Origin of the sequence: Kitasatospora sp. NPDC056446 (assembly GCF_042796115.1) — a bacterium.
Classification (GTDB): domain Bacteria; phylum Actinomycetota; class Actinomycetes; order Streptomycetales; family Streptomycetaceae; genus Kitasatospora.
This window is the reverse complement of sequence record NZ_JBHTRF010000029.1, coordinates 1-17,239: the sequence shown is the minus strand read 5'-3', so window position 1 is coordinate 17,239 and position 17,239 is coordinate 1. Positions and strand designations below refer to the sequence as shown.

The 17,239-nt window shown below is 73.1% G+C and carries 17 protein-coding genes; 11 read left to right on the top strand and 6 right to left on the bottom strand.

Translation table 11 applies throughout. The features are described from left to right. Positions 1 to 5: 5 nt before the first annotated feature. The 6 genes from ACFQ6N_RS19655 (at position 6) to ACFQ6N_RS19630 (ending at position 6,538) form a co-directional block, all read left to right on the top strand. The gene (locus tag ACFQ6N_RS19655; protein WP_380650385.1) at positions 6 to 977 is read left to right on the top strand and encodes a carbon-nitrogen hydrolase family protein; all 972 of its coding nucleotides are present in this window, start codon (positions 6 to 8) and stop codon (positions 975 to 977) included. Continuing rightward, positions 974 to 2,176 (top strand): cupin domain-containing protein, encoded by a 1,203-nt coding sequence (locus ACFQ6N_RS19650; protein WP_380650384.1) that lies wholly within the window; start codon positions 974 to 976, stop codon positions 2,174 to 2,176. Before ACFQ6N_RS19655 ends, ACFQ6N_RS19650 begins: the two co-directional genes overlap by 4 nt. Before the next feature lie 43 nt (positions 2,177 to 2,219). After that, the gene (locus tag ACFQ6N_RS19645; protein ID WP_380650383.1) at positions 2,220 to 3,110 is read left to right on the top strand and encodes a fumarylacetoacetate hydrolase family protein; all 891 of its coding nucleotides are present in this window, start codon (positions 2,220 to 2,222) and stop codon (positions 3,108 to 3,110) included. Between the two features lie 120 nt (positions 3,111 to 3,230). Continuing rightward, positions 3,231 to 3,989, top strand: a complete 759-nt coding sequence (locus ACFQ6N_RS19640) for an Asp/Glu racemase (protein ID WP_380650382.1) — start codon at positions 3,231 to 3,233, stop codon at positions 3,987 to 3,989. A gap of 90 nt (positions 3,990 to 4,079) precedes the next feature. After that, positions 4,080 to 4,922: a PaaX family transcriptional regulator C-terminal domain-containing protein gene (locus ACFQ6N_RS19635; protein WP_380650381.1), complete on the top strand. Its 843-nt coding sequence runs from the start codon at positions 4,080 to 4,082 to the stop codon at positions 4,920 to 4,922. Beyond that, positions 4,919 to 6,538 (top strand): amidohydrolase, encoded by a 1,620-nt coding sequence (locus ACFQ6N_RS19630; protein WP_380650380.1) that lies wholly within the window; start codon positions 4,919 to 4,921, stop codon positions 6,536 to 6,538. Before ACFQ6N_RS19635 ends, ACFQ6N_RS19630 begins: the two co-directional genes overlap by 4 nt. A gap of 7 nt (positions 6,539 to 6,545) precedes the next feature. On the opposite strand, the gene ACFQ6N_RS19625 is transcribed toward ACFQ6N_RS19630, so the two are convergent. The 4 genes from ACFQ6N_RS19625 to ACFQ6N_RS19610 form a co-directional block, all read right to left on the bottom strand. Further along, positions 6,546 to 7,061 carry a universal stress protein gene (locus ACFQ6N_RS19625; RefSeq protein ID WP_380650379.1) on the bottom strand — a complete coding sequence of 172 codons (516 nt, stop codon included), beginning with the start codon at positions 7,059 to 7,061 and terminating at the stop codon, positions 6,546 to 6,548. A 216-nt stretch (positions 7,062 to 7,277) separates the two neighbouring features. After that, positions 7,278 to 8,099, bottom strand: a complete 822-nt coding sequence (locus ACFQ6N_RS19620) for a carbohydrate ABC transporter permease (RefSeq protein WP_380650528.1) — start codon at positions 8,097 to 8,099, stop codon at positions 7,278 to 7,280. A gap of 107 nt (positions 8,100 to 8,206) precedes the next feature. Beyond that, entirely contained in the window at positions 8,207 to 9,187 is a 981-nt protein-coding gene (locus ACFQ6N_RS19615) for a carbohydrate ABC transporter permease (protein ID WP_380650378.1), read from the bottom strand. Between the two features lie 41 nt (positions 9,188 to 9,228). After that, entirely contained in the window at positions 9,229 to 10,539 is a 1,311-nt protein-coding gene (locus ACFQ6N_RS19610; RefSeq protein ID WP_380650377.1) for an extracellular solute-binding protein, read from the bottom strand. A gap of 318 nt (positions 10,540 to 10,857) precedes the next feature. On the opposite strand from ACFQ6N_RS19610, the gene ACFQ6N_RS19605 reads away from it, so the two are divergent. Then, entirely contained in the window at positions 10,858 to 11,664 is an 807-nt protein-coding gene (locus ACFQ6N_RS19605) for an IclR family transcriptional regulator (protein WP_380650376.1), read from the top strand. A gap of 144 nt (positions 11,665 to 11,808) precedes the next feature. Here the strand turns inward: ACFQ6N_RS19605 and ACFQ6N_RS19600 are convergent, their stop codons facing one another. Further along, positions 11,809 to 12,348, bottom strand: coding sequence for an Lrp/AsnC family transcriptional regulator (locus ACFQ6N_RS19600; protein WP_380650375.1), 540 nt, complete (start codon positions 12,346 to 12,348; stop codon positions 11,809 to 11,811). A gap of 45 nt (positions 12,349 to 12,393) precedes the next feature. Between ACFQ6N_RS19600 and ACFQ6N_RS19595 the strand changes: the two genes are divergently transcribed. The 3 genes from ACFQ6N_RS19595 to ACFQ6N_RS19585 all read left to right on the top strand — a co-directional run bounded on the left by ACFQ6N_RS19595 (position 12,394) and on the right by ACFQ6N_RS19585 (position 15,421). Beyond that, positions 12,394 to 13,302, top strand: coding sequence for an NAD-dependent epimerase/dehydratase family protein (locus ACFQ6N_RS19595; RefSeq protein ID WP_380650374.1), 909 nt, complete (start codon positions 12,394 to 12,396; stop codon positions 13,300 to 13,302). Positions 13,303 to 13,421: 119 nt separating this feature from the next. Next, a complete protein-coding gene (locus ACFQ6N_RS19590; protein WP_380650526.1) occupies positions 13,422 to 14,246 on the top strand; it encodes an aldo/keto reductase in 825 nt (274 codons plus the stop codon). A 512-nt stretch (positions 14,247 to 14,758) separates the two neighbouring features. After that, complete coding sequence (locus tag ACFQ6N_RS19585) at positions 14,759 to 15,421, top strand: alpha/beta hydrolase (RefSeq protein WP_380650373.1); 663 nt, start codon at positions 14,759 to 14,761, stop codon at positions 15,419 to 15,421. 54 nt (positions 15,422 to 15,475) lie between these two features. Here the strand turns inward: ACFQ6N_RS19585 and ACFQ6N_RS19580 are convergent, their stop codons facing one another. Then, complete coding sequence (locus ACFQ6N_RS19580; RefSeq protein WP_380650372.1) at positions 15,476 to 16,069, bottom strand: universal stress protein; 594 nt, start codon at positions 16,067 to 16,069, stop codon at positions 15,476 to 15,478. A gap of 238 nt (positions 16,070 to 16,307) precedes the next feature. Here ACFQ6N_RS19580 and ACFQ6N_RS19575 point away from each other — a divergent pair, with 238 nt between their 5' ends. Next, positions 16,308 to 17,126: an MOSC domain-containing protein gene (locus ACFQ6N_RS19575; protein WP_380650371.1), complete on the top strand. Its 819-nt coding sequence runs from the start codon at positions 16,308 to 16,310 to the stop codon at positions 17,124 to 17,126. Positions 17,127 to 17,239: the final 113 nt, after the last annotated feature.

Here is a 17,239-nt window from a genome sequence, read left to right as displayed (position 1 = left end):
GACCCATGCCCCACCTGCCCCGCTTCACCGCCGCCGCCGTCCAGGCCGCGCCCGTCTACCTGGACCCGGCCGCCACCGTCGACAAGGCCGTCGCACTGATCCGGGAGGCGGCCGGCCAAGGCGCCGGACTGGTCGTCTTCCCCGAGGTGTTCGTACCCGGCTACCCGTACTGGAACTGGACGATGAACCCGGTGCAGGGCTCGCCCTGGTACGAGCGCCTGTACCGCGCCGCCGTGGACGTGCCCGGCCCGTACGTCGACACCCTGCGCGCCGCCGCCCGGGAGGCCGGGGTCGTGCTGGTGATCGGCGTCAACGAGCGTGGCCGGCACAGCCTCGGGGCGCTCTACAACACCGTGCTGATCATCGACTCCGACGGCGAACTCCTCAGCGTGCACCGCAAGTTGGTGCCGACCTGGGCCGAGAAGCTGACCTGGACCCCGGGCGACGGCAGCACCCTGAAGGTCCACCGCACCGCCGTCGGACCGCTGGGCGCGCTGGCCTGCGGCGAGAACACCAACCCCCTGGCCCGGTTCACCCTGCTGGCCCAGGGCGAACTCGTGCACGCCGCCTGCTACATCGCCCTGCCGGTGGCCCCGGAGGACTACGACATGGCGGAGGCGATCGCGCTGCGCGCAGCCGCGCACTGCTTCGAGGGCAAGGTGTTCACGGTGGTCTCCTGCTCCACGATCTCGCCCGGCATCGCCGACCTGATCGCCGGCGACGACCAGCAGCTCCGCAAGCAGCTCGCCCGGCCGCGCAGCGCCCTGTCCGGGATCTTCGGCCCGGACGGGCGCGCCGTCACCGAACCGCTGGTGGACGAGGAGGGCATCGTGTACGCGGAGATCGACCTCGGCCGCTGCATCCAGCCGAAGCAGATGCACGACATCGTCGGCCACTACAACCGCTTCGACGTCTTCCGGCTGCACGTGAACGACCGACCGCTGCGGCCCCTGGTGTTCCCCGAGGAGGAGTCATGACCGGTCAGGACGGCACCCCCGGCGGCCCCGACGTCCCCGGTACCCCCGGCGGCGCCGACGGACCCGGGAGCCCCGACGCCCCCCAGGACTACGACGACGGCCGGATCGGCCGCGCGCGGGTCACCGACAGCCCCGAACTGCTCGCCTTCTACCAGGAGTTGGCCAAGCACGAAGCCGGTGCGCTGTGGACCGTGGCGAACGAGATCGAGCCCTGGTACCCGCAGCCCAAGTCCGTCCCGGTGCTCTGGCGCTACGCGGACCTCGGCCCGCTGGTACGCAAGGCGCTGCCGCTGGTGAGGGCCGACGACGCGGGCCGCCGGGTGGTGATGCTGGTCAACCCCGGCCGCCGTGAACTGAGCGCCGCCGTCGGCCTGTTGTACACCGGCCTGCAGATCATGGGCCCCGGCGAGGCGATGACCGCGCACCGCCACCAGGCCTCCGCGCTGCGTTTCGTCCACGAGGGCACCGGCGCCTGGACCGTCGTGGACGGGCAGAAGCTCCGGGTCGGCCCGCGCGACTTCGCGATCACCCCGAACGGCACCTGGCACGAGCACGGCAACGAGGCCGACGACGCCCCGGTGATCTGGCAGGACGGCCTGGACATCCCGCTGGTCAACACGCTCGACGCCAACTTCTACGAGGTCCACCCGGACCTCCACCAGCGCCCCGGCCCGGTGGTGAACTCCTCGCTCCTCAGCCACGGCGGCAACCTGCTGCCGTACGGCGTCGAGAAGTGGACCCGCCCGTACTCGCCGCTGTTCGGCTGGCCGTGGGAGCCCAGCTACCACGCGCTGGGCCGGCTGGCGCTGGCCGCCGAGGGGTCGCCGTACGACGGCGTCATCATGGCGTACACCAACCCGGTCACCGGCGGCCCGGTGATGCCGACCATGGCCGCCCACCTGCAACTGCTGCGCCCCGGCCAGGCCACCCGCGCCCACCGGCACACCGGCTCGGTGGTCTACACGGCGGCCAAGGGGCGCGGCGTCTCGGTGATCGCCGGGCAGCGCTTCGCCTGGCAGCAGGGGGACATCTTCGTCGTCCCGTCCTGGGCCTGGCACGAGCACGCGAACCTCGACCAGGGCGAGGACGCCTGCCTGTTCTCCTTCAACGACTTCCCGGTGATGCACTCGCTCGGCCTGTACCGCGAGGAGGCCTACCCGGACCACGACGGGCACCAGCCCACCACGACCACCGCCTGACCTCCACCTGACCTCCACCAGAGCATTCGGGAGACCCACCGCCATGCACCTGCTGACCTACCGCACGGACGACGACACCCCGCGCCTCGGCGCGCTGCTCGACGGGGACCGGGTCGCCGACCTCACCGCCCTCGCCACCGCCGCGGGCGCCGAACTGCCGCCCGACCTCCTCGGGTTGGTCCGCGCCGGCCGGACCGCCCTGGCCACCGCGCGCGAACTGCTCGCCGGGTCGCCTACCACCCGGCCGCTCGCCGGGGTGTCGCTGTGCGCGCCGCTGCGCCCCGGGAAGATCGTCGGCATCGGCCTCAACTACGTGGAGCACGTGGCCGAGTCGCACCGCACCCTGGATACCGATCGCGAACTGCCGGACCGCCCGGTGCTGTTCGGCAAGCCGTCCACCGCCGTCATCGGCCCCGGCCAACCGATCCGGCACGACGCGAACCTCACCAAGCAGCTCGACTGGGAGTGCGAACTCGCGGTGGTGATCGGCGAACCGGCCTTCCGGGTCGCCGAGGAGGACGCCCTGCGGCACGTGTTCGGCTACAGCATCATGAACGACATCAGCGCCCGCGACCAGCGCCGCTCCGGCCAGTGGTTCTTCTCCAAGGGCCAGGACAGCTTCGCCCCGTTCGGCCCGGTCGTGGTGACCGCCGACGAGATCCCCGACCCGCAGCGGCTCGACCTCTCGCTGAAGGTCAACGGCGAGCTGCGGCAGGACTCCAACACCCGCCACATGCTGTTCGGCATCGCCCGGCTGATCGCCGACATCTCCTCCGGCGTCACCCTCGAACCGGGCGACGTGATCTCCACCGGCTCCCCCTCGGGCGTCGGCTCCGGGATGGTGCCGCCGCAGTTCCTGCAGCCCGGCGACCTGGTCGAGGCGACCGTCGAGCGGATCGGCACACTCGCCAACCCCGTGGTCGACGCCCGCTGAGACGCCGCCGGCGCGCCGCCGGGACATCCGCCGGCGCGCCCGCCCGGACACCCCCGGGACACCTGCCGAAGCACCTTCCGAAGCACCTGCCGCACCACCCGCCGAGAGGAGCACCCGCTGATGCCGACGTACCGGATCGGCCAGATCGTCCCCAGCTCCAACGTCACCATGGAGACCGAGGTCCCGGCACTGCTGCGGGCCCGCGAGGCCGTCGCCCCCGAACGGTTCACCTTCCACTCCAGCCGGATGCGGATGACCAGGGTCACCCCCGAGCAACTGCGTGCCATGGACGGCGAGTCCGACCGCTGCGCCACCGAGCTCTCGGACGCCCGGATGGACGTGATCGGCTACGCCTGCCTGGTCGCGGTGATGGCCACCGGCCCCGGCTACCACCGCGAGGCCGAGCGGCGCCTGCACCTGCGCACCGTCGAGAACGGCGCGCCCGCGCCCGTCGTGACCAGCGCCGGCGCCCTGGTCGCCGGGCTGCGGACGCTCGGCGCCCGGAAGGTCGCGATGGTCACCCCGTACCTGCGGCCGCTGGCCCGGACGGTGGTCGACTACCTCGCCGAGGAGGGCATCGAGGTGCTCGACCACGCCGCCCTGGAGATCGCCGACAACCTCGACGTGGCCGCCCACGACCCGGCCCGACTGCCCGCGATCGCGCGCAACCTCGCCCACGCCGACGCGGACGCGGTGGTGCTCTCCGCCTGTGTGCAGATGCCCTCGCTGTCCGCCGTCGAGGAGGCCGAGCGGCAGCTCGGCAAACCCGTGGTGTCGGCCGCGATCTGCACCGCCCACCAACTGCTCCGCGCCCTCGGCCTGCCCGCCTTCGCGCCCGGCGCCGGGCAGTTGCTCTCCGGTGCGTACGCGGAGGTCTGAACCTCCGGGGCCACCGCTATGATCACCACCGGCCGCCGGGTCGCCACCGGTGACCGGGTCACCAGCAGCAGCCGGGAGGAGCGCCCACGCATGCCGGAGAGCACGACCCGGCCGAGTTCCCTGATCCACACCGTCTACGGCGAGTTCGTCCGCCGCCTCGGCGGCTGGATATCCATCGCCGACCTGATCGCGCTGATGGCCGAGCTGGACGTCGACGGCCCGGCGGTCCGCTCGGCGATGTCCCGGCTGAAGAAGGCCGGCACGCTCCTCCAGGAACGCCGCGCGGGCACCGGCTACCGGCTCGCCCCCGCGATGGAGCCGGTGTTCGAGGAGGGCGACCGCCGGATCTTCCACAGCCTGGAGCCCGCCGGGCTCGCCGACGGCTGGGTGGTGGCGGTCTTCTCGGTCCCCGAGTCCGAGCGCGCCCACCGCCACCAGCTGCGCTCCCGGCTCAGCTGGCTCGGCTTCGGCAACGCCGCCCCCGGCGTCTGGCTGGCACCCGCCCGGCTGCTCCCGGACGCCCGCCGCCTGCTGGAGCGCCTCGGGCTGAGCGCCTACGTCCATCTCTTCCTCTCCGCCGAGTACGCCGGGTTCGCCGACCTCCGGACGGCGGTGGCGAGTTGGTGGGACCTCCCGGCGATCGAGGCGCAGTACGCGGCATTCACCGACGCCTGGCGCCCGGTGGCCGAGCACCTGCGGGAACGCCCCCGGATCGACCCGGTCGAGGCCTTCCGCGACTACGTGCCGATGCTCACCGAGTGGCGCCGGCTCCCCTACCTGGACCCGGGGCTGCCCGGGCCGCTGCTGCCCGACGACTGGAACGCCGTACCCGCGCGCGCCGTCTTCACCGAGTTGCACGCGCTGCTCGCCGAGCCCGGCCTGCGGTACGTCGAGAAGGTCACCGGCCTGTCCCGCCCCCAGGAGCCGTCATGACCGCCCGGTCCACCGCCGACCTGCTGATCCGCGCCGCCGCGGTGCACACTCTCGTGCCCGGTGAGCCGCCCCGGCGCGCGATCGCCGTCACCGGCGGGCGGATCACCGCCCTCGCCGCCGCGCCCGACGGCCTGGACGCCCTGGCCGGGCCGGCCACCGAGGTCGTCGACGCCCCCGGCACGACCGTGCTGCCCGCCTTCGACGACACCCACACCCACCTGGTCCTGGCCGCGCTGAGCGTCCACGGCGTGCCCGTCCACCGGGCCCGCGACCTCGCCGGATTCCTCGGCCTGATCCGCGAGCGCGCCGCCCGGACGCCCGCCGGGGAGTGGATCCACACCACGGTCAACTGGCAGGAGGTGCTGCTCGCCGAGCAGCGCCTGCCCACCACCGAGGAGTTGGACGCCGCCACCTCCGAGCACCCGGTCCTGGTGCGCCGGGGCGCGTACAACATGGTGCTCAACTCGGCCGCGCTGCGGCTGGCCGGGATCACCGCCGCCACCGAGGCCCCGCCCGGCGGGGTGATCGAGCGCGACGGGCAGGGCCGGCTCACCGGCCGGCTGGTCAACCGGGCCGTCGAGCTGGTCGAACGGGTGCTGCCGAGCCCCACCCCCGCCGAGCGGATCGACGGTCTGCGCGCCGCCTCCGCCGACTACGCCGCCACCGGGATCGGCACCGTCCGCGACTGCCTCGTCCCGGTCGAGGACCTCGACGTGCTGGACGCGGCCCGGGCCGAGGGCGCCCTCGCCGTGCGGGTCCGGGCGCTGGTCTCCGGCTTCGCCGCCCGCACCCCCGAGCAGGTGGACGCGCTGCTGGACCGGATGGACGGGTGGCGCGCGGCCGGCCGGGACGACGACCGGCTGCGGCTGTGGGGCGTCAAGTTCGGCATCGACGGCGGCTTCGAGGCGGGCGCGCTGGAGGAGCCGTACCAGGGGCAGCCCTGCTACCACGGGCGGCTGCTCTGGGAGCCGGACGAGCTGCTCGCGGCGGTGGACCGGGTGGTCGGACGCGGCTGGCGGGTCGGCGTGCACGCCTGGGGCGACCGCGGCCTGCGGGTCCTGCTGGACGTCTTCGAGCGGGTGCTCGAGCGCCGCCCCGGCCTGCCGTCCGGGACCCTGGTGGTCGAGCACGGCGGACTGGCCCGCCCCGACCAGCGGGCCCGGGCGATCGCGCTCGGCATCCCGGTGACCGTCCAGCACCCGCTCCTGCACGACGGCGCGCTCACCCAGCAGCGGGCCTGGGGCGAGGAGCGCACGGCGGCGATCTTCCCGCTGCGCGAGTGGCTGGACGAGGGCGCGCTGCTCACCGGCGGATCGGACTTCCCGGTCGGCCCCTACGGCGCGATGGTCTCGGTGTGGGGCATGACGACCCGGGGCACCACGGCCGGGGTGGTCGGCCCGGAGCACGCGATCGACCGGGCCGAGGCGGTCGCCCTGCACACCGTCAACGCGGCCCGGCTCACCGGCGAGAGCGCCGTACGCGGGAGCCTGCGGCCGGGGGCGTTCGCCGACCTCACGGTGTGGCCGCTCGACCCGCTGGACTGTCCGCCGGACGCGCTGCGCGACCTGCTCCCGCTGCTCACCGTGGTCGACGGCCGGGTGGTGCACCGCTCCTGACGGTCCGTCAGGCGGAGACCAGTTCCCGCAGGTCGATGCCGCGGTGCAGCGCCCGCAGGTCCTCGTGCAGGGTGGACGGCGGGACGACGAGCACGCCGCAGCGCGCTCGGTCGAGGCAGCGCCGGGTGACCGAACGGCGCAGCACCCGGCGCAGCCGGGCGCGCACGCCCTGCTCCCCGGCGCTGACCACCAGCAGGTCGCCCGGCCGGTCGGCCAGCTCGGTCAGCACCGCGCCGGCGTCGCCGCGCACCACCAGCGGCCGCACCGGCACGCCGACCGGCAGGCCGCCGAAGGCCTGCTCCAGCGCGTCCGTCATCCGGGCGTCGGCGAGGTCCTGCCAGGCGCGGAGCAGCGGCGGGCAGGGCCGCGCGCGGTAGTTGCGCTCGCCGCCGACCGGCGTCCAGGCGAGCACCGGGACCAGGTCGGCCCGCCGGATCCTGGCCTCCTCGGCCGCCCGGTGCAGGGCGGTGAGGCTGTGCAGTGAGCCGTTGACTCCGACGATGACGCGAGCGCCGTCCGACATGATCCTTCGCTTTCCGATGCCTAGCCCATTCAGTGTCTGCGATTATGCTGCCACATCCTGATTGAGACCTACAAATCGAAGGCATTCACTGAATACTGCCTTGCATCGCTTGCCCACAGCGCTTGCGCGAAAACGGTCGGAGCGGAGCCGGGGCCCTCGCCCCCGCTCCGCTCCGACCGCTCGACCGACCGCTCGTGGCGCGTCAGTCCGTGGCACTCAGTCCTTCACCGCACCCGCCAGCCCGGACACCAGCTTGCGCTGGACCGCGATGAAGAAGATCAGCACCGGCACGGTCATCAGCGTGGACGCCGCCATGATGCCGCCCCAGTCGTTCTCGTCCGGCTTGAAGAACACCAGCAGCGCCGAGGGCAGCGTCTGGTTCTGGGTCGCGCTGATGATGAAGGTCTTGGCGAAGACGAAGTCGTTCCACGCCGCGATGAAGGAGAACACGCTGGTCGCGGCCAGTCCCGGGGCCACCAGCGGCAGCAGGATCCGCCACAGGATGCGGGTCCGGCCGGCGCCGTCGATCTGCGCGGCCTCCTCGATCGAGACCGGGACGGCGGCGACGAAACCGCGCATCATCCAGATCCCGAACGGCAGCGAGAACGCCAACTGCACCAGGATCAGCGAGGCCAGGGTGTTCAGCCCGATCCCGGGAGCGAACTGCCCGGCGTCGCGGAACATGAAGAACAGCGGGATGGTCAGCGCCTCGACCGGGATCATCTGGGCGATCAGGAACATCACCATGATGGTGGTGCGGAACCTGAACCGGAACCGGGTCACGGCCACCGCCGCCAGGAACACCACGACCGCCGAGAGCACCACCACCGACAGCGCGATGACCAGGCTGTTCAGGAAGTACCGGCCGAAGCCGTCCACGCTGAGCACCTGACGGAAGCTGTCCAGCGTGGGGTGCGCCGTCCACGGCTTCGGGTCCAGCGACTGCACCTCGCCCTTGGGCTTGAAGGCCGAGAGCACCATCCAGAAGATCGGGAAGGCGGTGACCACGGCCACCGCGATCGCACTGCCGTTCGCGATGAGCCGCCACCGGCCGCGGGTGCTCCGACGGGGCTTCCGGGCGGACTTCGCCGGGGTGGTCCGAGGGGTGTCCCGGGGGGTGGTCCGAAGCGATTCCCGCGTGGTGTTCACAGCTCGTTCCCCGTCCGTCGCAGGCTGCGGATGTACAGCACGGTGGGGATGACCAGGATCAGCAGCATGATCACGCCGATCGCCGCGCCCAGCCCGTACTGCGAGGAGGCGAACGCCTTCTGGTACGCGTACACGTTGAGCACCAGGTTCTGGCCGGCGATGCCGCCGCCCTCGGTCATGACGTAGATCTGGGTGAAGACCTTGAAGTCCCAGATCACCGACTGGATCACCACGATGGTCAGGATCGGCCGCAGCATCGGCGCGGTGATCCGGCGGAAGGTGGTCCAGGTGTTGGCGCCGTCCAGGGCCGCCGCCTCCATGATCTCCTCCGGGATGGCGCGGATGCCCGCGTAGAGGGTGACCATCACGAACGGGAAGGAGTGCCACACCACCACGGCCCCGACGATCAGGAACGCCGTCCACTTGTCGTAGAACCAGTTGAACTCGTGGAAGCCGGAGAGCCCGATCCGCTCCAGGGTGTGGTTGACCAGGCCCAGGTTGGTGTCGAACAGGAAGCTCCACACCGTCGAGCCGGTCATCGCCGGCGCCGCCCAGGCCGCCATCGCCGCCGTGGTCAGCACCAGCCGCGGCCACCGGCCGACCTTGGTGAGCAGCACCGCCAGGGTGGCGCCGACGGCCAGGGTGGCGACCACGCAGAACGCGGCGAAGCCGATCGTCTGCGCCAGCACCGTCCAGAACTGGCTGTCCTCCAGGATCCGGCTGTAGTTGCCGAAGCCGACGAAGGAGGTCGGCACGCCGCCGGACGCCTGGGCCTGCCCGAAGTCCAGCACGGACAGCAGCCCGAGCTGGTAGATCGGGTAGGCGACCAGCGGGATCAGGATGACCGCGGCCGGCAGGAGCAGCAGCAGCGGAGGCCGGTGGCGCCGGCCGCCCGGGGGTGCGGCCGGCGCCCTTCCCCCGCGGCGCCTCTGCGGGGAAGGCGGCGCCGCAGGGGCACTCGTGGTGGATACGGACACGTGCGGGACCTGCTCTCTGTGACGGATCGGGACCGCGGCCGTCAGTGCGCCGCGAAGGCCGAGTTGACCTGGGCCGCGGCGTCGCCGGAGGCCTTGGCCACGTCCGCCTTGCCGGTGACGACCTGCTGGAGCATCGTGGGGATCACCGACTGGGCGTCGATCTGCGCCCACGCCTGGTCGAGCGGGACGAACCTGGTGCCGGCCGCGATGGTGTCGGTGAACGGCTTCAGGAACGCGTCCTTCGCCGCGACCTTGCCGCTGACGGACTTCAGCGTCGGCAGGTTGCCCATCGCGTCGTACATCTGCTCCTGGTACGCCGGGCTCGCCAGCAGTTCGGCGAACTCGACGGCGAGCGTGCGGTGCTTGGCCGCCTTCATGACGCCCAGGTTGTTGCCGCCGGCGAAGGCGGGGGCGATCGAGCCGGCCTTCTCGCCGGGCAGCGGCACCACGCCGTACTTGCCCTTGACCGCGCCCGCCTCCACCTTGCCGCGGTTGGAGTTGAGCAGGATCGCCATCGCCGACTTGCCGGCCGCGAACAGGTCCACGGTCTTCCCGCCGGTCAGGTCCGCGCACTGCTGGGCGGGGCAGCCGTCCGCACCGAACAGGTCGGTGTAGCGCTTGATCCCGGCCTGCGAGGCCGGCGAGTCGATCGCCGACTTGAACGCGCCGCCGTCCTTGGTGGCGATGTCGCCGCCCGCGTCCCAGACGAAGGGCAGCGCACCGAAGGTGTACTTGCCGCCGACCGCGATCCCGAAGGTGTCCGGGTGCGCGGCGTGGATCTTCTGGTTGGCGGCGACCAGTTCGGCGTACGAGGTGGGCGGGGTGAGCCCGGCCTCGGTGAACAGGTCGGTGCGGTAGTACAGGGCGCGCACGCCGACCCACCACGGCAGGCCGTACGTCTTGCCGTCCATCACGGCGGTCTTGGCGATGGCCGGGTCGAGGTCGCCCTTGTCCGACCACTTGTCCAGCTCGCCGCCGATCTCGGCGAGGCCGCCGGCGGCGACGTAGCCCGGCAGGTCGGTGTTGCCGAACTCGACCAGGTCGGGGGCGCTGTTGGGGTCGTTGAAGGCCCCCTTCATCTTGGCCGCGCGGGCCGAGGCGTCGGTGTCGATGTAGCTGACGTTGACGGTGACGCCCTGGTGGGAGGCCTGGAACTCGCTGACGGCCTTGCCGACCACGGCCTCCTTGGCCGTGTTGCCCGCCTCGTTGTACAGCCAGACCTGCAGCGTGCCGGTCCGGTCGTCGCCGGCCCTGTCGCCCGCCGACGAGGCGGTGCCCGGAGCGCAGGCGGTGGCGGCCAGGCAGCCGGCGGCGAGTGCGGTGGCCACTGCGGCCCGTCCGATGAGTCGCATGGTGGAGACCTCCCCTCCCGACAGCTGCCGCCGAGACGCGCGCCGCCGGGGAGGGGCACGTCGAAGCAGGCCCTGACCGGGGCCGATGGTGAGTGAGTGGTGGGGGTACGGCAGGGCGAAGCGCTCGGGTGGGGCGTCGTCGCCTGCTCGATGGCAGGGACGTTAGGCGTGGGCGAACGGCGCCAACAAGAGGGGGTTGGCGAAAGTTTTGCACTGCACAACGTTGTATCGAAGATGGGGCTGTGCCCCGGGGAGGGGGTACGTTCTGACAACCGCCGCAACAGACACCCCCACAGAACACCACCAGGGAACGGACCCATGACGGAGACGGCACCCAAGAAGCCCGCGACCGAACGCAACCAGTCCTCCTCGCTGCGCCGCGCGCTCGCCGTCCTCGGCTACGTCCGCGACCACGGCGACGGGCGCGGCGTCCCGCTCGCCCAGCTCGCCGAGGCCCTCGACCTCAACAAGAGCACCGTGCTGCGGCTCGCCGGCCCCCTCCTGGACGAGCACCTGCTCGACCGGGACCGCGAGACCGGCTGGTTCCGGCTCGGCCACGGCTCACTGCGCCTCGGCCAGGCCTACCTGACCACCCTCGACCTGCGCAGCGTCGCCGCCGAGCACCTGCGCCGGCTCCAGCGCGAAGCCGGCGAGACCGTCCACCTGACCGTCTGGCAGGCCCCCGGAATCGTCTACCTGGACAAGGTCGAGGACGAGACCAACGTCCGGATGGCCTCCCGGGTCGGCAGCCGGGCCCCGGCCTACTGCACCGCCACCGGAAAGGCCATCCTCGCCTGGCTGCCCGAGGACGCCCTCACCGAGGTGGTCGCGGCCGGGCTGCGCCCGGTGACCGCCTGGACCATCGCCGACGAGCCCCGGCTGCGCGCCGACCTCGCCCGGATCCGCGCCCGCGGCTACTCCATCGACGACCGGGAGAACGAACCCGAGGTGCGCTGCGTGGCCGCGCCGATCTTCGACCACACCGGCGAGGTCACGGCCGCGCTCTCCGTCTCCGGGCTGACCTCGCGGATGACGGCCGCCCGGGTGCGCGCCCTCGGGCCGGTGGTGGCACAGGTCGGGCTGCGGATCTCGCGCGAACTGGGGTCCGACCGACAGCCGTCCTGAGGCCGGCCCCGGCGCCGTAGGACCCGGCGCCATCGGACCCCGGTGCCGTAGAGCCCCGGCACCGTAGGACCTCAGTGCCATCGGACCCCGGCGCCGTAGGGCCCGGCGCCGTAGGGCCCGGCGCCGGGGATGGCTCGGGGGGCGTCAGTCCGACGGCAGCAGCACCCGCTGTTCGACCGGCGAGGAGAGGATCACCGAGGTCGTCGTCCGGCCGAGCACCGAGATCGCCTCGATCAGCTCCTCCAGGTGCGAGGTGTCCCGCGCGGCGACCTTGAACACCCAGCAGTCCTCGCCGATCACGTGGTGCACCTCCAGCACCTCCGGCCGGTGCAGCAAGTCCTGGCTGCGCAGGTACTTCACCGTCATCCGGGCGTGCGGCGAGACCCGGACGAAGGCCCGGATGCCGTAGCCCAGCCGCTCCGGCGCGACGAGCGCCGCGTAGCCGGTGATCGTGCCGCCCGCCTCCAGCCTGCGCACCCGCTCGCCGACCGCGGCCGGGCTGAGGTTGACCCGCCGGCCCAGTTCGCTGAGCGTGATCCGGCCCTCGGACTGGAGCAGTTCCAGCAGCCGCAGATCGACCGCGTCCGGACCGCCGCCGGCGCCGCTCCGGAAGCCCACCGACGAATCGTCGGCGGATTCGCCCGACTGCCGTCGGTCTTTCGGCCGCAGCGCCTGAACTCCCATGATCACCCCTTCATCGAACCGCGCCGCACCATAACACTTGTGGGTATGGAAAACGTGCTCGTCATCGGGGGAAACCGCTACTTCGGACGGCAGTTGGTCACCCGGCTGCGCGACTCCGGGATCCGGGTCGCCGTACTCAACCGCGGCTCCACGCCACCACCGCCGGGCGTCGCCCACTTCGTCGCCGACCGCTCGGACGAGCGGGCCCTGACCGCCGCACTGGCCGGGCAGGAGTTCGACACGGTGATCGACCAGGTCTGCTCGACCCCGCGGCACGCCGAGACCGCCGTCCGCGCCTTCGCCGGACGGACCGGCCGCTACCTGATGACCTCCACCATCGAGGTCTACGACACCGGCGAGCCGCACCGCCCGGGCCGCCCGCTCGCCGAGTCCGCCGTCGACCCGGCCGACTGGCCGGTGAATCATGAACTCCCTTGGGAAGAAGACGAGTTCCGCCAAGCATCGTACGGCGAGGGCAAGCGCCAGGCGGAGGCGGTGTTCACCCGGAGCGGGGCCTTCCCGTTCGCCTCCGTCCGGCTCGGACACGTCCTGGGCGCCGCCGACTTCACCGGACGGCTGGCCCACTACGCCGAGCGGATCGCGGCCGGCCTGCCCGTCCTGATCCACCCGGAGAACCTGCCCTCCTCCTACACCCACGAGGGGGAGGCCGCCGGCTTCCTGGCCTGGGCGGCGGACCAGGACTTCACCGGCCCGGTCAACCTCGCCTCGCACGGCGAGCTCACCGCCACCGACCTCTGCGACCTGGTCGCGGCCGGCCGGCCGTACCGCACAGCGGCGCCGGAACCCGGCGAACAGGCCTCCCCCTTCTCCTTCGAGCGCTACTACGGCATGGACAACTCCCGGGCGCACCGGCTCGGCCACCCGCTCTCCCACACCCGCGACTGGCTGCCCGGCCTGATCGCCGCCACCGTCGGACAGGAGCTCCCCGCATGACCACCGGAACCGCCCCCGGCCCCAAGGGCTCCACCGGAACCGCCGGCCTTCCCGGCTCCGCAGGCCCGGCGTCCCGTCTGCTCGGCGCCGTCCGGACCAGCGCCATCGGCCTCGGCGCGATGCCGCTCTCCGTCGAGGGTCGCCCGGACGAGGCCCGCGCCGTCGCCACCGTCCACGCCGCACTGGACGCGGGCGTCACCCTGATCGACACCGCCGACTCCTACCACTGGCACGCCGACGAGTACGGCCACAACGAGGAGCTGATCGCCCGGGCCCTCGCCTCCTACGGCCCGGGCGCCGACCACGTGCTGGTCGCCACCAAGGGCGGACGCGGCCGCCCCGGCGACGGCTCGTGGACCGTCAACGGCGACCCCGCCCACCTCAAGCGAGCGTGCGAGGGCTCGCTGCGCCGCCTCGGCGTCGAGGCGATCGGCCTCTACCAGCAGCACCACCCGGACCGGAACGTCCCGTACGCCGACTCGCTCGGCGCGATCCGCGAGCTCCACGAGGAGGGCAAGATCCGCGCGGCCGGCATCTCCAACGCCGACGTGGCACAGGTCCGCCTCGCCCGGGAGATCCTCGGCGACGCCCTGGTCTCGGTGCAGAACAAGTACTCCCCCGCCGTCCGCACCCACCAGCCCGTCCTGGACCTGTGCGCCGAACTGGGCCTGGCCTTCCTCCCCTGGAGCCCCCTCGGCGGCATCGGCCGCGCCGCCGAACTCGGCGGGGCCGGCACGGAATTCGCCGCCGTCGCCGCCGGACACGGAGTCAGCCCGCAGCGCGTGGCACTCGCCTGGCTGCTGGCCACTTCCCCGGTGACCATTCCGATCCCCGGCGCCAGCCGCCCCGAGACCATTCGCGACTCCGCCCGAGCGGGGGACCTGGTCCTCGAAGAAGCGGAATTGGCCCGCCTCACAAACGCGGACAGGGCCCGGCACCTGTAAAAGGCACCGGACCCTGTCCGACAATGGAGCGCCAGGCCCGGATCGCACGGACTCTTCCTACTGAAAGTAGGACGTACTCTGGTAGTACCACTGACGCCTGGCGAGGAATTCTCTCCCTCGCGACAAGAAGAACACTAGCAGCTCAACGCCCCTGCGACGAACCACGAACGGGCACCGAGAACCCGCCCTCGAAAGCCCGACTCCGAATCCGGCCCCGACCCTGGCCCCGAAAGCCCGATACCGGAACTGCGGCCCCGAAAACGCGGACAGGGCCCGGCGCCTGTAAAAGGCACCGGACCCTGTCCGATATCGGAGCGCCAGGCCCGGATCGCACGGACTCTTCCTACTGAAAGTAGGACGTGCTCTGGTAGCACCGCTGACGCCTGGCGAGGAATCTCGTCCCTCGCGACAAGAAGTACAGTACCAGCTCGATGATCAGTCACCGAATCGGAGGGGAAGCCCGAATGACGAGTGATCAGCCCGAGTCAGTTCCTTACGCGAACGGACGACTGTTGGACGTTCACCGACCGCTCACCGGCACCGCCGGGGCGGCCCCCGTCGTGCTGCTCTGGCACGGCCGGGGCGCCGACGAGCGGGACGTGCTCCGGCCGTTGGCCCGGGAGGCCGCCGGGCTCGGGCTGCTGGTGCTCGTCCCGGACTGGAGCAGCGACCAGGCGGACGGCGGCCGCACCGAACTGCTCGCCTCGCTCGCCCAGGCCCGCGTCATCGCCGACCGGTTCGGCGGGGACCCGGCCCGCTTCGTGCTGGCCGGCTGGTCGTCGGGCGGCCGGGAGGCGGTCGCCGTGGCCACGCACCCGGGCACCCCCGCCGAACTCCGGCCCACCGCCGCCGTCGGCATCGCCTCGCGCTACTCCGAGCCCGCCGCCACCACCGGCGACGCCCCGCTCGACCGGTTGGCCGCCACGCCGTCCCCCGTCCCGCTCTGGCTGGTGCACGGCACGGCGGACGACCTCGTGGACATCGGGCACACCCGCAAGCTGAGCGCCGCCGTACCGACGGCCACCCTGCTCGAACTCCCCACCGACCACGCGGGCGTGGTGATGACCGTCTTCAGCCCCGAGGCCGGACGCTGCGTCCCGGCCACGGCCGCCGGCACCCTGGAGGCCGGGCGCCGCACCGCCGCCGTGCTCGCCGAGGCGGCCGGGCTGTCGTAGCCGGAGGGGGACGATCGGCGGCCCGCACGACGGCCACCAGCCTTGGCCGGTGGGTCAGTTCCGCACGGACGACGCCCGCAGTCCGTACCCGTGTCCGCGCTCCAGCGCCTCCAGGTCGCGCTGCAGCGGCGGGCGCGGGACCGCCAGCACCGGGCAGCGCGCGTGCCGGACGCAGTAGGCGGTGACGGAGGGGTGCACCAGCCGGGCGAGGCGGCCGCGTTCGCGGCCGGCGCCGAGGACGAGCAGGTCCCCGGGCCGGTCGGCGCAGCGCACCAGGGCGTGGCCGGTGTCGCCCCGCACGGCCTGGCAGCGGAGCCGCACACCCGCGTAGCGACCGGCGAAGGCCTCGTCGAGGGCCTGGCGCAGCCGGGCCACGGCGGCGTCGCGGCCCGCGTCGACGACCGGCGGGCAGGGCGTGCGGCGGTAGCCGAGTTCATCGCCGGGCGGGGTCCAGCAGAGCACCGTGAGCACCTCGGCGTCCGTCCGGCGGGCCTCGGTGACGGCGTGGTGGAGGGCCGCGAGGCTGCCGAGCGAGCCGCTGAGGCCGACCACGATCCGGCCGCCGCCGGGACCGTTCCCCGCGCCGTCCGCGTAGTCCGCATCATGTGCGTTGTCCGCGTTGCTCGCGCCGCCCGTGCTGTCCGCCATGCCCCGCCCCTGCCTCTCCTGCCGGTCCGGCCTCCGTCGCACCCCAGCAAAGCGCCCCTCGGCCGGGCGGCCGCCCTCCGTTGACGAGGCCCTGATGCGGCGGCCGGCGTTCCGTACGCGTCCCTGATGGCGTGGCGGTCGGGCGGGATGCCGGCGGCCGTCGCACCTCGGCCGTCCTCGCCCCGGCCCGCTCATCTACCCTTCGGAGGGTTCGGTTCCGGTGAGGACGGGGGAAGTCATGGCCACGGTGACGGAGTTGCGGTACTACCCGGTGAAGGGGTGTGCCGGGGTAGGAGCCGCGCAGGCGGAGCTGACCCGGGCCGGGCTGGCCCACGACCGGGCGTTCATGGTGGTGGACGAGCAGGGCGTGTTCCGGTCCCAGCGCCGGGATCCGCTGCTGGCCGCGGTCCGTCCGGCGGTCGAGGACGACGGCCGTCGACTGACCCTCACCGCCCCGGGGGCCGAGCCGGTGACGGTGGCGATCGACACCGACGGCCCGCGCCGCGAGGTGCGGCTGTTCGGCGCCCCGTTCCTCGGCATCGACCAGGGCGACGACGCCGCCGACTGGTTCTCCGGGGTACTCGGCGCGCACAGCCGGCTGGTGCGGGTGCCGCCGGAGCACGACCGGGTGACCGACGGCCTGATCCCCGGCACCTCCGGCTACGCGGACAGCTGCGCCGTCCACCTGCTGTCGCGCTCCTCGCTGGACCGCTTCAACGAGCTCTCCGGCGTGGCCGCGCTGTCGGTGGACCGGTTCCGCCCGAACGTGGTGGTGGACGGCTGGGCGGAGCCGCACACCGAGGACCGGGCCCGCCGGATCGCCGTCGGCGACGCCGAGCTGGGCTACGCCAAGCTGGCGATCCGCTGCTCGGTGACGCTGGTGGACCAGTCCAGCGGTGCCAAGGCCGGTCCGGAGCCACTGCGCACACTGGCCCGGTACCGCCGGGCGGCGGCCGGCGGGGTCGCGTTCGGCAGCAAGTTCGCCGTGCTGCGGCCCGGCACGCTGCGGGTCGGGGACGAGCTGGCGGTGGGCGCCTGGGGAGCGTCCGAGCTCTGAGAGCAGCCAAGCAGCCGAGCGGCCGACGGGTACGGCGGTGAGCGGTACGGCGGTGAGCGGTACGGCGGTGAGCGGTACGGCGGTGGCCCCGGCGCGAACGTGCGCGCCGGGGC

Coding starts and splice junctions, on each gene's coding strand:
- ACFQ6N_RS19655 (WP_380650385.1), top strand. CDS start 6: ATGCCCCACCTGCCCCGCTTCACCGCCGCCGCCGTCCAGGCCGCGCCC.
- ACFQ6N_RS19650 (WP_380650384.1), top strand. CDS start 974: ATGACCGGTCAGGACGGCACCCCCGGCGGCCCCGACGTCCCCGGTACC.
- ACFQ6N_RS19645 (WP_380650383.1), top strand. CDS start 2,220: ATGCACCTGCTGACCTACCGCACGGACGACGACACCCCGCGCCTCGGC.
- ACFQ6N_RS19640 (WP_380650382.1), top strand. CDS start 3,231: ATGCCGACGTACCGGATCGGCCAGATCGTCCCCAGCTCCAACGTCACC.
- ACFQ6N_RS19635 (WP_380650381.1), top strand. CDS start 4,080: ATGCCGGAGAGCACGACCCGGCCGAGTTCCCTGATCCACACCGTCTAC.
- ACFQ6N_RS19630 (WP_380650380.1), top strand. CDS start 4,919: ATGACCGCCCGGTCCACCGCCGACCTGCTGATCCGCGCCGCCGCGGTG.
- ACFQ6N_RS19625 (WP_380650379.1), bottom strand. CDS start 7,061: ATGTCGGACGGCGCTCGCGTCATCGTCGGAGTCAACGGCTCACTGCAC.
- ACFQ6N_RS19610 (WP_380650377.1), bottom strand. CDS start 10,539: ATGCGACTCATCGGACGGGCCGCAGTGGCCACCGCACTCGCCGCCGGC.
- ACFQ6N_RS19605 (WP_380650376.1), top strand. CDS start 10,858: ATGACGGAGACGGCACCCAAGAAGCCCGCGACCGAACGCAACCAGTCC.
- ACFQ6N_RS19600 (WP_380650375.1), bottom strand. CDS start 12,348: ATGGGAGTTCAGGCGCTGCGGCCGAAAGACCGACGGCAGTCGGGCGAA.
- ACFQ6N_RS19595 (WP_380650374.1), top strand. CDS start 12,394: ATGGAAAACGTGCTCGTCATCGGGGGAAACCGCTACTTCGGACGGCAG.
- ACFQ6N_RS19590 (WP_380650526.1), top strand. CDS start 13,422: ATGCCGCTCTCCGTCGAGGGTCGCCCGGACGAGGCCCGCGCCGTCGCC.
- ACFQ6N_RS19580 (WP_380650372.1), bottom strand. CDS start 16,069: ATGGCGGACAGCACGGGCGGCGCGAGCAACGCGGACAACGCACATGAT.
- ACFQ6N_RS19575 (WP_380650371.1), top strand. CDS start 16,308: ATGGCCACGGTGACGGAGTTGCGGTACTACCCGGTGAAGGGGTGTGCC.